At 72.6% G+C, this 12,419-nt stretch carries 9 protein-coding genes and 1 pseudogene; 9 read left to right on the top strand and 1 reads right to left on the bottom strand.

Features of this window, described 5'->3' with window-relative positions; all coding sequences use genetic code 11:
• The first annotated feature begins 131 nt into the window (after positions 1-131).
• The 6 genes and pseudogenes from cyc2 (at position 132) to ACWDA7_RS01715 (ending at position 7,632) form a co-directional block, all read left to right on the top strand.
• Positions 132-2,334 (top strand): annotated as a pseudogene (gene cyc2, locus ACWDA7_RS01690) (germacradienol/geosmin synthase Cyc2).
• 225 nt (positions 2,335-2,559) lie between these two features.
• On the top strand, positions 2,560-2,961 hold the full coding sequence (locus tag ACWDA7_RS01695; protein ID WP_432934040.1) for a YciI family protein: 402 nt from the start codon (positions 2,560-2,562) through the stop codon (positions 2,959-2,961).
• The gene (locus ACWDA7_RS01700) at positions 2,958-4,190 is read left to right on the top strand and encodes an RNA polymerase sigma factor (protein ID WP_450602226.1); all 1,233 of its coding nucleotides are present in this window, start codon (positions 2,958-2,960) and stop codon (positions 4,188-4,190) included. Before ACWDA7_RS01695 ends, ACWDA7_RS01700 begins: the two co-directional genes overlap by 4 nt.
• On the top strand, positions 4,190-5,083 hold the full coding sequence (locus ACWDA7_RS01705; protein ID WP_450602227.1) for a hypothetical protein: 894 nt from the start codon (positions 4,190-4,192) through the stop codon (positions 5,081-5,083). The genes ACWDA7_RS01700 and ACWDA7_RS01705 overlap by 1 nt, the downstream gene beginning before the upstream one ends.
• 378 nt (positions 5,084-5,461) lie before the next feature.
• Complete coding sequence (locus ACWDA7_RS01710) at positions 5,462-6,607, top strand: M24 family metallopeptidase (RefSeq protein WP_450602229.1); 1,146 nt, start codon at positions 5,462-5,464, stop codon at positions 6,605-6,607.
• Between the two features lie 101 nt (positions 6,608-6,708).
• Positions 6,709-7,632: an aminoglycoside phosphotransferase family protein gene (locus ACWDA7_RS01715; RefSeq protein ID WP_450602230.1), complete on the top strand. Its 924-nt coding sequence runs from the start codon at positions 6,709-6,711 to the stop codon at positions 7,630-7,632.
• A 166-nt stretch (positions 7,633-7,798) separates the two neighbouring features.
• On the opposite strand, the gene treZ is transcribed toward ACWDA7_RS01715, so the two are convergent.
• Positions 7,799-9,544 carry a malto-oligosyltrehalose trehalohydrolase gene (gene treZ, locus ACWDA7_RS01720; RefSeq protein WP_450602231.1) on the bottom strand — a complete coding sequence of 582 codons (1,746 nt, stop codon included), beginning with the start codon at positions 9,542-9,544 and terminating at the stop codon, positions 7,799-7,801.
• A gap of 169 nt (positions 9,545-9,713) precedes the next feature.
• On the opposite strand from treZ, the gene ACWDA7_RS01725 reads away from it, so the two are divergent.
• The 3 genes from ACWDA7_RS01725 to ACWDA7_RS01735 all read left to right on the top strand — a co-directional run bounded on the left by ACWDA7_RS01725 (position 9,714) and on the right by ACWDA7_RS01735 (position 12,370).
• On the top strand, positions 9,714-10,265 hold the full coding sequence (locus tag ACWDA7_RS01725) for an FHA domain-containing protein (protein WP_450602232.1): 552 nt from the start codon (positions 9,714-9,716) through the stop codon (positions 10,263-10,265).
• A gap of 339 nt (positions 10,266-10,604) precedes the next feature.
• On the top strand, positions 10,605-11,930 hold the full coding sequence (locus tag ACWDA7_RS01730; protein WP_450602233.1) for a M14 family zinc carboxypeptidase: 1,326 nt from the start codon (positions 10,605-10,607) through the stop codon (positions 11,928-11,930).
• Positions 11,927-12,370, top strand: a complete 444-nt coding sequence (locus ACWDA7_RS01735; RefSeq protein WP_450602234.1) for an SSI family serine proteinase inhibitor — start codon at positions 11,927-11,929, stop codon at positions 12,368-12,370. The genes ACWDA7_RS01730 and ACWDA7_RS01735 overlap by 4 nt, the downstream gene beginning before the upstream one ends.
• Positions 12,371-12,419 lie beyond the last annotated feature (49 nt).

Here is a 12,419-nt window from a genome sequence, read left to right on the forward strand (position 1 = left end):
GGCCGCGGACGTGGACGGGCAGAGCGCGCCGGGATCGGGCCCGTTCCGCCTCCGCGCCCCCGATTCACGCGATGGTGTGGCCGTGATCCGCCCGGCGGATGTCGCGGCAGGGCCACGGGTAGGGCCCGGCCATGACGCAGCCGTTCGAACTCCCCCACTTCTACATGCCGTATCCCGCGGCTGAACCCGCATCTCGACGAGGCGCGGGCCCACTCCACGCACTGGGCGCGCGCCATGGGCATGCTGGAGGGCTCCGGCATCTGGGAACAGTCCGACCTCGACGCGCACGACTACGGGCTGCTGTGCGCGTACACCCACCCCGACTGCGACGGCCCGGCCCTCTCACTCGTCACCGACTGGTACGTGTGGGTCTTCTTCTTCGACGACCACTTCCTGGAGGCCTTCAAACGCACCCAGGACCGTGAGGGCGGCAAGGCCCACCTGGACCGGCTGCCCCAGTTCATGCCGATGGACCTGCAAACCCCCGTACCCGAGCCGGAGAACCCTGTCGAGGCGGGACTCGCCGATCTGTGGGCACGCACGGTGCCGTCCATGTCCCTGGACTGGCGCAGGCGCTTCGCGGTCGCCACCGAACATCTGCTGCGCGAGTCGCTGTGGGAGCTGTCCAACATCGACGAAGGCCGGATCGCCAACCCCGTCGAGTACATCGAGATGCGCCGCAAGGTCGGCGGTGCGCCATGGTCCGCGGGGCTCGTCGAATACGCGACCGCCGAAGTGCCCGCGTCCGTGGCCGGGTCACGGCCGCTGCGGGTGCTCATGGAGACGTTCTCGGACGGCGTCCACCTGCGCAACGACCTGTTCTCCTACCAGCGCGAGGTGGAGGAGGAGGGCGAACTCAGCAACGGCGTACTGGTCCTGGAGACCTTCTTCGGCTGCAGTACGCAGGAAGCGGCCGACACCGTCAACGACATCCTCACCTCGCGGCTGCGCCAGTTCGAGCACACCGCGCTCACCGAAGTGCCCGCCCTCGCCTTGGAGAAGGGCCTGACACCGGACGAGGTCGCCGCGGTCGGCGCCTATACGCGAGGCCTTCAGGACTGGCAGTCCGGCGGCCATGAGTGGCACATCAGGTCCAGCCGCTACATGAACAGGGGCGCCCGCGCCGAGGAGCGGCCCTTCGGGCCGTCCGGGCCCGGCATCTCCGCCGCCGATGTGCGCGGGCTGCTCGCCGACGGGCGGGCCACGGGGACACCTCCCACGCCCTTCGGGCGGCGAGGAAGGCTGCGCGCGTACGCGCACGTCCCCTTCCAGCAGGTGGGACCTTCGCTGATCCCCGACTTCCCCATGCCCTACGAGGTGGGGCTCAGCCCCCATCTGGACCGCGCCCGCAGCCACCTCACTCCCTGGATGCACCGGACGGGCATGCTCCAGGAGGGCGTCTGGGACGAGGACAAGCTGACGGCCTACGACCTGCCGCTGTGCGCCGCGGGCCTGGACCCGGACGCCACCCCCGAGGCGCTGGACCTCAGTTCCCAGTGGCTGGCCTGGGGTACGTACGGCGACGACTACTACCCGCTCGTCTTCGGCCACCGGCGCGATCTCGCCGGGGCCAGGCTGTGCACCGAGCGGCTGTCGTCGTGCATGCCCCTGGACGGCGAGGTACCGCCCGCCCCGGTCAACGGCATGGAGCGCGGACTGCTCGACCTGTGGACGCGGACCACAGCGGGGATGGACCCGGAGCAGCAGCGCGCCCTGCGCACGGCCGTCGACACCATGACCGAGAGCTGGCTGTGGGAGCTGTCCAACCACCTCCAGCACCGCATCCCGGATCCCGTCGACTATCTGGAGATGCGCCGCGCCACCTTCGGCGCCGACCTCACCAAGGACCTGTGCCGCATGGGCCACGGCCCCGAGGTCCCGCGGGAGGTCTATCGCAGCGGCACGGTCCGCGCCCTGGAGAACGCGGCCATCGACTACGCGATGCTGATCAACGACGTCTTCTCCTACCAGAAGGAGATCCAGTACGAGGGGGAGTTCCACAACGCCCTCTTCGTCGTGCAGAACTTCTTCGGCTGCGACTACCCGACGGCCCTGCGGATCGTGGGCGACCTCATGACCCAGCGCATGGAGCAGTTCCAGCATGTGGCCGCCCGTGAACTGCCTGTTCTCTGCGCGGACTTCGAACTCCCGGAAGAGGCCCGAGCGGTCATGGACGGCTATGTCGCGGAGCTGCAGAACTACATGTCCGGCATCCTGAACTGGCACCGGGGCTGCCACCGGTACGGCGCGGCCGACCTGGCCCGGCGCACCCACGGTTTCGTACCGGACCTGGCACCGTCCGTCACCTGGCGACCCGCCCCGGTGGCCCGCTGACCCCAGACCGGGCGACGGTCCGGCCGGCGGAACGGGTCCCGGGAAGGTACAGCCGGGGCCCGTGGCGCGTCGGGCGGACCGTCGCGCGCGGTGCAGACGGTCCGCTCGGCTGTGCCCGGCACGCCGCGGTCCACCCTGCCCGGCCGATCCGTTGAGAACGTCGGGCTCAGGGTGTCGAGATACGGTCGGTCTGTTCGTCATCCTCTTCGACCGACCGTGATCCGGGTGAGCGGAGGACAAGTGCAGTACATGCTGTTGATCTACGATTGCGAGCGGCCCGAGCCGGACGATCCGGGTTTCGCCGAGGCCCTGGCCAGGGTGAACGCGTTCGCCGACGAGTGCCGCCGGCGCGGGGCGTTCGTCTCCGGGCATCCCCTGCAGGCCGAGCACACGGCCACCACCGTCAGCGTGCGGGACGGTCAGACGCTGATCACCGACGGTCCGTACGCCGAGACCCACGAGCACCTCGGTGGCGTCTACGTCCTCGACTGCCGCAACCTCGACGAGGCCCTGGAGCTGGCCGCGCTGTGCCCGATGGCCGAACAGGGCGGGATCGAGGTACGGCCGATCGTCGGTGTGCCGGGCCTGGACCACCGTCCTGCGAATCTGGCGGCCACCGGCGAATGAACGCCGCTGCGGTCCTGCGGCAGGTCTACCAGGAGCACCGGGCGCGGATGCTCGCCGCTCTGATCCGCGTCCTCGGCGACTTCGAACTCGCCGAGGACGCGCTGCAGGACGCGTGCGCGCTCGCGCTGGGCGCATGGAGCGGATCGGCGCCGGACGACCCGGTGGCGTGGCTGCTGACCGCGGCACGCAACAGCGCGATCGACCGGCTGCGGCGGGCCCGCCGCAGTTGGGAGAGGCTCGCCCAACTTGGCGCGGCGCCCGAGGCGGTGACGACGATGACGAACGTCGGCGAGGACAGCCTGCTCAGCATGGGGGACGAGCGGCTCAGCCTGATCTTCACCTGCTGTCGTCCCGCCCTGGCCAAGGACGTGCGGGTGGCCCTGACCCTGCAGGCAGTGGCCGGGCTGACCGCCGGTCAGATCGCCCGGATGTTCCTGGTCGGCGAATCGACTCTGGCCCAGCGCCTGGTGCGCGCGAAACGGAAGATCCGGGATGCCGGCATCAGCCTGGAAGTGCCCGCCGACCCGCTGCTGCCCGAGCGGCTTTCCGGCGTTCTGGCGGTGATCTATCTGATCTTCACCCAGGGCTACACCGCCGCGCCCGACCGGCCCGAACACCGCACCCTGCCCCAGGAGGCGATCAGGCTCGGCAAGCTCGTTGCCACCCTCATGCCCGACGAGCCCGAAGCGCTCGGCCTGGTCGCCTTGTTGCTGCTGCAGGACTCGCGCAGCACCGCCCGCCACAGCGCCTCGGGTGATGTGGTGCTCCTGGCCGACCAGGACCGGTCCCGCTGGGATGCCACCGAGATCGCCGAAGCCATCAGGCTGCTGGGCCGGGCGCTGCGCCTGGGCAGACCGGGCCCGTACCAGCTGCAGGCCGGGATCGCCGCGCTGCACGCCCAGGCCGTCTCCGCCGATCGGACGGACTGGCCGGGCATCGCCGCCCTCTACACCCGGCTGCTCGCGCTGACCCCTTCTCCGGTGGTAGCGCTCAACCACGCCGTCGCCGTGGCCATGGCCACCACCCCGGACGAAGGACTGATCGACCGGATCGACGGGCTCGACCGCTACCACCTGCTGCATGCCGCGCGCGCGGATCTGCTGCGCCGCCTCGGCCGCACCCCGGAGGCGGCATCGGCGTACCGGCGTGCCCACGAACTGGCCACCAATCCCGCCGACCGGCGGTTCCTCGCCGGCCGGCTACACGACCTCGATGTCCCGGAGTCCTGATGAGACTGTCCGTTCTCGACCATGGCCACCGCCGCCGCGCCAAGCTGTTCCTGGCATTCACCTCCGCGATGTCGCGGGTGGAAAGCCCGGACATCGTGAAGATGCTGCTGTACCGGCCCGGCTTCCTCACCCGTCCGCTGCTGGAGCTCACCGCCGACGCGATGCGCGGACCGTCGTACTGGACCGCGGGGGAGCGCGAATACCTCGCGATGTGCACCGCGCGGCTGCACCAGTGCCCGTTCTGTATCGACACGCACGCCGAGCTCACCCGCATCGCGGGCCAGGGCGAGATCGACCCGGACGATCCCGCGTCGGCCCGGCCGCAACTGCGCGCCGTCCGGCAGTTCCTCGACCTGGCCAGCCGGACGCCGGACCGCATGAACGCCACCGAGATCCCCGCCGGGATCGCCGACCTGCCCGAGCACGCGTTGCAGGAGGCACTGCACGTCAACCTGGTGTGGAACATCGTCAACCGCCTGGCCAACGCATTCGGCTTCACCCTCCGCGAGGGCCAGTTGCACAGCGGTACCCGTGCGCTGCACCGGTTCGGCTACCGCTTCCCGTCCTTCCTGCTCGCCGACGGCCCTGCGACCGATCACGGTGACGTCATGGCCGACCTGCGCCACGCGGTGCTGGACACACCCGCCACCACCGCCCCGGCGCTGCGCGCCGCCGCCGCGGCCGGTGACCCGCTTCCCGCACCGTGGCAGTCCTATGCCATGGCAGTCCGCGACGCTTCGTACCGGATCACCGACACCGACGTGGACCGGCTCACCGCCGCCGGCTGCTCCGAAGACCAGATCTTCGAAGTCACCGTCGCGGCTGCGGTCGGCGCGGCGCTGCACAGCTTCGACGCCGGCCGGAACGCACTGGCGCACAAGGCCACGGGCTGAGGCGAGGGGCCTGTCGAGAACGGCTACCGCCGTTCGTCCTCCGAGCCGGCCGAAGTGGACCGCCGCGGCGGCCCGACATGCGTCTCCTCCCCCGCCCGCCGGGGGGCGGCCCCGGCGTTCTCGGGCACGTGACTCCTGACCGGGACACCCGGCACCCCCGTCACCCTGGCCGTGTGTCGCGCGGACGGCAGCCGTCGGCATCCGATCGCGGCGCCGGGCATCGCCACCTGAGCCGCGCTGGAGCTCGCCAGGTCGCCCGGTACGGTGTGCCTCGCCGGTCCTCCGGCCGCCGTGGTCGCAATGGGCTCGCATCCGTCCCGGTGGAGAGGCAGGATGCTGCCCGTAGACCCTGGGAGAATCCGGACCGCGGAGGTATGGATGACCGGCACGCCCACGCCGCCCGAAACGGGCGGAACCGCGCCCTTCACCGCCGAGGACTACGCGGCCCGCATGCGGCGCGCCGCGGAGGCCGCCGACGCGGCCGGGCTGGCAGGGCTCCTCATCGCGCCCGGGCCCGACCTGGTGTGGCTGACCGGGTACCGGCCGGGGGAGACCGAGCGCCTCACCTTGCTGGTACTGCGCGCCGGGCACGACCCTGTCCTCGTCGTCCCCACCCTGGAGGCGCCCGACGCGGCGGAGGCGGCCGGCGCGCCCGCCCTGACGCTGCGCGACTGGACCGACGGCAAGGACCCCTACGAGGCGGCGGCCTCCCTGCTTCGGGGCGACGGCCGCTACGGCATCAGCGACAACGCCTGGGCTATGCACCTGCTCGGGTTGCGCGAACGGCTCCCGGACGTCGGCCAGGTGGCGCTCACGCGTGCCCTTCCGATGCTGCGGGCCGTCAAGGACGCCGCGGAACTGGATCGGCTCGCGGCCGCCGGCGCCGCGGCGGACGCGGCGTACGAGGAGATCCTGAAGGTGCCCTTCGCGGGGCGCAGGGAGAGCGAGGTCTCGGCGGATCTCGCCGATCTGCTGCGCCGGTTCGGCCACGTGCAGGTCGACTTCACCATCGTCGCCTCCGGGCCCAACGGCGCCAACCCGCACCACGAGGCCGGTAAGCGCGTCATCGAGCACGGGGACATGGTGGTCCTCGACTTCGGCGGTCTCAAGTACGGCTACGGCTCCGACACCTCCCGCACCGTCCACGTCGGCGAACCGACCGACGAGGAGCGCCGGGTGCACGACCTGGTGCGCTCCGCCCAGGAGGCGGGCTTCCGGGCCGTCGGGCCGGGCGTGGCCTGCCAGGAGGTGGACCGGGCGGCCCGCGCGGTCATCGCCGACGCGGGGTACGGCGAGTACTTCATCCACCGCACCGGGCACGGCATCGGCGTCACCACCCACGAACCGCCGTACATGATCGAGGGCGAGGAGCAGCCGCTCGTCCCCGGCATGTGCTTCTCCGTGGAGCCCGGCATCTATCTGCCGGGCCGCTTCGGGGTGCGCATCGAGGACATCGTGACGGTGACCAAAGACGGCGGGCGGCGGTTGAACAACACGTCGCGCGAGATGGCCGTAGTCGGCTGAGAGGCGGTGGCGGACCGGGACGCGACAGCGGGCGGGCGACGGTCGGCCGACCCGTTCACCGGCAGCCCCGAGCACGCATCCGAGACGACAACGGCGCGATCATGACCCAGCCACCGACACCGACGGCGGAGACCGTACACCGACTGGTCCGTTCCCTGCTCCCTGACGACGACGGACCGGAGGTGACGCCTGTCGCGCAGGGCGCGGGGCACGCCACGTGGCGCGTCGGTACGCGCCATGTGCTGCGGCTCGCCACCGACCGGGACGCCTCCGCGCGCCAGCGCCGCGAACTGCGCCTGCGTGTCCTGGTGCGGCCGCACGTGGGGATCGCGGTCCCGACGAGCGTGGCGCACGGAGAGTGGGCCGCCGGCCTCGGCTACACCCTCGACACCCGGCTGCCCGGGAGCACCGAAGAGGAACCGGACATCTCGGCGGTCGGCGAAGCGGACCTCGCGACGCTCCTCACGGGGCTGCGCGAGGTGCCCGCGCGCGAGGCCGAGGCGCTCGGCGTCCCGCGGATGGCGCCACGGTCACTGGAGTCGCTGCGTGCGGCCGCCGCGCGTGTGACCGGGCGCCTGGGCGCGGACGACGAGTTCGACCCCGCCGGGCTCGACCAGCTCGGTGCGCCCGCCGCACGCCAGTTGGCCGCCCCGGCGGGCGCCGCCGTCCTGGTGCACCACGACCTCCGGGGCGAACACCTCGTGGTCAGCGGCGACGGGCGGGTGCGCGGTGTCCTCGGCTGGAGCGACGCGGTCATCGGTGACCCGGCCGAGGACATCGCCTCGCTCGCCGTCGCCGTGGGCACGCCCGCGGCGGTGCGCGCCGCCACGCTGGCCGGCTACGGAGCCCGCTCCTGTCTGCGCGGCCTGTGGCTCGCCCGCTGCGACACGCTCGTCCGCCTCGCCGAGGGGCTCGAGGGCCGCGACGGCACCCCGCTGCCGGTTCTGCGCGCCCGGGTAGGGCGCGCCTGGGAGTCGATCATGCTGGAGCGGGTCACGGAACTGCCGCGGGAGGAGACACCGTAGGGCGTCCGCGCCGGACACCGGCCCGAGCGTTCCCACTGGGAAGGGCCCTGGAACGCCCCTTCCCGCTGAGAAGAGGCCCGGGGCGCCGCGCGTACGGCCCCGCTTGCGCAGCGCGCGGCGCGCGTGCGCTGCGGCGAAGTCTGCCGCGGGCGCCCCGGTGTCGCGGTCACTCCCGCGTCAGCACCACGCACGACTCGCCCGGCACGCTCAGCACACCGTCCTGGTCCGGCGGTTCCACGGGCTCCCACGCCGCCAGCACGCGGGCGTGCGTGATGCCGAGGGGAATCTTCGCCGTTTCCGCGGCCAGGTTGACGGCGATCAGGACGTCGCCGCGGCGGAAGGCGAGCCAGCCGGCGCTCTCGTCATGGGTGACCTTCACGTCCTCGAGGTCGGGGTCCGAGAGGTCCGGCTCGGCACGGCGCAGCGCGATCAGCTCCCGGTACCAGGCGAGTACGCGCGCGTGGATGCCGTGTCCGGGCTCGGACCAGTCGAGACAGGAGCGGTCACGGGTCGCCGGGTCCTGGGGATCGGGCACGTCCTCCTCCGCCCAGCCGTGCGCGGCGAACTCCCGGCGCCTGCCGCGGCGTACGGCTTCGGCCAGTTCGGGATCGGTGTGGTCGGTGAAGAACTGCCACGGCGTGCCGGCGGCCCACTCCTCGCCCATGAACAGCATGGGGGTGAACGGGGCGGTGAGCACCAGCGCCGCCCCGCACGCCAGCAGCCCCGGGGACAGGGACGCCGAGAGCCGGTCGCCCTGGGCGCGGTTGCCGACCTGGTCGTGGGTCTGGGCGTAGCCGAGGAGGCGGTGCGCGGAGACGCGGGTGCGGTCCAGCGGGCGGCCGTGTCGCCGGCCCCGGAACGTGGAGTACGTGCCGTCGTGGAAGAACCCGCCCGTCAGCGTCTTGCCGAGGGCCGTGAAGGGGGCGCGGGCGAAGTCCTCGTAGTAGCCCTGGGATTCGCCGGTCAGGGTGGTGTGCAGCGCGTGGTGGAAGTCGTCGTTCCACTGCGCGTGCACCCCGAGGCCGTTCTCCCCGCGCGGGGTGATGACGCGGGGGTCGGCGAGGTCGGACTCGGCGATCAGGAACAGCGGGCGTCCCGTCTCGGCGGCCAGCGCGTCCACCGCCGAGGACAGCTCCTCCAGGAAATGGACCGCGCGGGTGTCGCACAGCGCGTGCACCGCGTCCAGGCGCAACCCGTCGAGACGGTAGTCGCGCAGCCAGGCCAGCGCGCTGCCGGTCAGGAACGCCCGCACCTCGTCCGAGCCCGGTGCGTCCAGGTTCACGGCCGCGCCCCAGGGGGTGTGATGCGTCTCGGTGAAGTACGGGCCGAAGGCGGGAAGGTGGTTGCCGGAGGGGCCGAGATGGTTGTGGACCACGTCCAGCACGACGCCGAGGCCAAGCTCGTGGGCCCGGTCGACGAACCGTTTCAGCGCCTCCGGCCCGCCATAGGGCTCGTGCACCGCCCACAAACTGACGCCCTCGTACCCCCAGCCGTGGCGCCCCGGGAACGGGCACAGCGGCATCAACTCGACGTGCGTGACGCCCAGGTCCGCCAAGTGGCCGAGCCGCTCGGCCGCCGCGTCCAGCGTGCCCTCGCGGGTGAACGTCCCCACGTGCAGCTCGTACATCACCGCGCCCGGCAGCCCGTGCCCCTCCCCGGGGGTGTGCCAGGCGTACGCCCCGTGGTCGACCACCGCGCTCAGCCCGTCCGGGCCGTCCGGCTGGCGGCGCGATCGCGGGTCGGGCAGCACGGGACCGTCGTCCAGGGCGAATCCGTACCGCGTGCCGTCGCCGGCCTCCGCCTCTCCCGTCCACCATCCCACGCGCTCCGGATCACGTGTCAATCCCTGCTCGGCCGCTCCGCAGTGGAGCGTCACCCGGGCGGCTTGCGGAGCCCACACCTCGAACTGCACGGACGGTTCCCCCTCGTCTGTTCCTCCTGGCGCAGCGCCTCCATCGTGCGCCACGCGAGATCAATTCTTCGCCGGATCCACCCTTTTGACACATGGAACCGCCTGATGGCGGCCGAGGTCGTTCCACGCTTTCTGGACACCCGCGCGCGGCTGACCGACAATCACGTGCGTGACGTCGTCCTTCGAGTTCCACACGCACCCCGCTCGGCTCTCGGACGCCGAACGCGACAGGGCGCTGAAGATGCTGCGCGACGGCGTCGCCGTGGGACGCCTGTCCCACGACACCTTCATACGGCGCATGGAGCTGGCGCTGGTCGCCCGGCAGCCGCATGAGCTGGCCGCGCTCATCGCGGATCTGCCCACCGAGAACCGCTGGTCGCGGATGGTGTTCGGGACCGTCGAGGCGATCTCCGGGTTCACCGTGCGGCTGCGCCGTGCCTGGCAGGCCGAGCGGCTGCCCAAACTGCTGCTGCCCAGCCCGGGCAACCCCTATCCGCTGCGGATAGGCCGCGATCCCGCGAGCGGCCTCAGGCTGAGCCACGACACGGTCTCCCGCGTGCACGCCGAACTGCGGCACCAGGGCGGGCTGTGGGTGCTGCGCGACCTCGGCTCCACCAACGGCACGACCGTCAACGGACGCCGCGTGATCGGCGCGGCGATCGTCCGCGGCGGCGACCTGGTCGGCTTCGGCACGATGACGTTCCGGCTGTCGGCGCAGTAGCCGGTCACCGGGCCGAGAGGGCCGAGGAGGGCCGGCGGGAACCGGCCGGCGGCCCTGACGGACCAGCGGATCCAGGGCACCTGATGCCCGGGTACCTGATGTGGGCCGAACGCGTGGACGTGCCGGGCCGGAGCGAGGCCCCCGGCGTACGGCGTGCCCCGCCCGGGCTCGGCCCGGGGCCGGAACACCCTCCCGTTCCCGGCCGACCACCCTCGTCGTCCGCGGTGTTGACGTACCTGCCGAGCCGTGACTGACTGTGCGTACACCATGTACACCAGGTGAGCCGACGTAACCGCATAGTGGAGGTGTGCCCTGCCGCCACTCCTCCGCTACCCGACGGTGGACGAACTCGGCGCTCGTGCTGCCGCGCTCGTCGCCCGCCGCCCGCGTGACGCCAGGCTGCGTCGCGTGGGCACGTCCCGGGGCGGCACGCCGCTGTGGCTGCTCTCCGTGGGACACGGCAGCCGCCACGCCCTCGTGGTCGCCGGACCCCATGCCAACGAACCCGTCGGCGGCGCCACCGCCCTGCGTCTGGCCGAACGGGCGCTCGCCGACCCCCGGCTCGGCGCCGGGGCCGACACCACCTGGAACCTGCTGCTGTGCCTCGACCCCGACGGCGCACGGCGCAACGAGGGCTGGCTGTCGGGCCCGTACACCCTCGGCCGGTACTTCCGGCACTTCTTCCGCCCCGGCTTCCTCGAGCAGCCCGAGTGGCTGCCGGACGGCGCGGAGCGCGCCGCCCTGCCCGAGACCCGCGCCCTGCTCGACCTCCAGGACGAGCTGCGACCCTTCTTCCAGTGCTCCCTGCACGGAGTCGACGTCGGCGGCGGCTTCGTGGAACTGACCCGCGACCTGCCCGGAATGGCCCAGCGGCTCGCCCAGGCGGCGGCCCGGCTCGGCATCCCGCGCGAACTCGGCCCATACGACACGCTGTACTGGCCGACTCTGGGGCCCGCCGTCTACCGCATTCCGCCGCCCCGCCGAGGCGACCTCGCCGCGGCGATCACGGAGGCCGCGGTCGAGTCGACCTGGTTCCATCCGCATCGCTACGGCACCGTCACAGCGGTCGTGGAAGCGCCCATGTGGGGGGTGGAAGCCGTGGAGGACGACTCGCCGCACCACGACCCCGAGGCGGTGCTGCGGACGGTCAGCAGGACGCTGCGGCACGACACCCGCCTGCTGGAAGGCTTTCTGGCCCGCATCCGCCCCCATCTGCCGGGCGTCGTGGACGCCGACCGGCTGCTCGCCCCGGTCGACGACTATTTAATGGTCGGCCCCGGACTCGCCGACTCCTGGGACCCTGACACCTACGGACCCGGGGAGCGGCCGCTGCCGCCGCTCGACTCCGCCCGGCTGACCGCCCTCGGCATCTCCGGCCGCCGGGTCGCGCTGCGCACCGCCGGACTGCTGCACCAGCTCGCCGGGGCCGCCGGGCCCGGGGCGGCCGAGGTGCTGGCGGAGCTGGACGTGCTCATCGACGAGTGGTGCGCCGACTACCGCGACGGCTACGAAGCGCGCTGGATCCCCGTGGCACGCCAGGCCGAGTACCAGGCGCGGGTGGTGCTCGCCGCGTTCGAACTCGCCGCTCGGTATGCGCCCGTGCGTTCCCATTCGGGTGAGTCGGGGTGGGGTTCGGGAGCCGCGGTGCCGATGCATACGGAATGAGGAAGACGACCCATGCCCTGCGCGGTGCCCTGCTCGCCGCGGCCGCCCTGCTCATCGCGCCCTCGGCCTCGGCCGCGCCCCGGCCGGCGACCGCGGGCAACTGGCTCTATCTGACCGTCGCCAAGGGCGACACCCGCTCCAGGGACATCCGCGGCACGCTTCTGATGTGCGATCCGCCCCGGGGCCACGCGGCGGCCGTCCGGGCGTGCGCCCAGCTCGCCGCGGTGCAGGGGGACATCGGCCGTATCGCGCCCGCGCACATGTACTGCCCGATGATCTACGCCCCCGTCACGGTGTCCGCGCGTGGCGAGTGGAGCGGCCACCCGGTCGACTACAGCCACACCTTCGCGAACGCATGCGACCTCGAGGCGCGCACCGGAGCGGTCTTCGCCCTGTGGGACCAGGGCCAGGGGGCGTCGGTGCCGGGCCTGCCCCACTGACGTCCGGATCCGGGCCCCGAGCGCGCACCCTGTGGGGCGCTCGCGCGGG

The sequence above is a fragment of the Streptomyces sp. NPDC001156 genome (assembly GCF_053598275.1).

What these genes read in the sequence shown, in the direction of transcription:
- ACWDA7_RS01700 (WP_450602226.1), top strand. Translation starts at nt 2,958, where the DNA reads ATGAACGCCGCTGCGGTCCTGCGGCAGGTCTACCAGGAGCACCGGGCG.
- ACWDA7_RS01705 (WP_450602227.1), top strand. Translation starts at nt 4,190, where the DNA reads ATGAGACTGTCCGTTCTCGACCATGGCCACCGCCGCCGCGCCAAGCTG.
- ACWDA7_RS01710 (WP_450602229.1), top strand. Translation starts at nt 5,462, where the DNA reads ATGACCGGCACGCCCACGCCGCCCGAAACGGGCGGAACCGCGCCCTTC.
- ACWDA7_RS01715 (WP_450602230.1), top strand. Translation starts at nt 6,709, where the DNA reads ATGACCCAGCCACCGACACCGACGGCGGAGACCGTACACCGACTGGTC.
- ACWDA7_RS01735 (WP_450602234.1), top strand. Translation starts at nt 11,927, where the DNA reads ATGAGGAAGACGACCCATGCCCTGCGCGGTGCCCTGCTCGCCGCGGCC.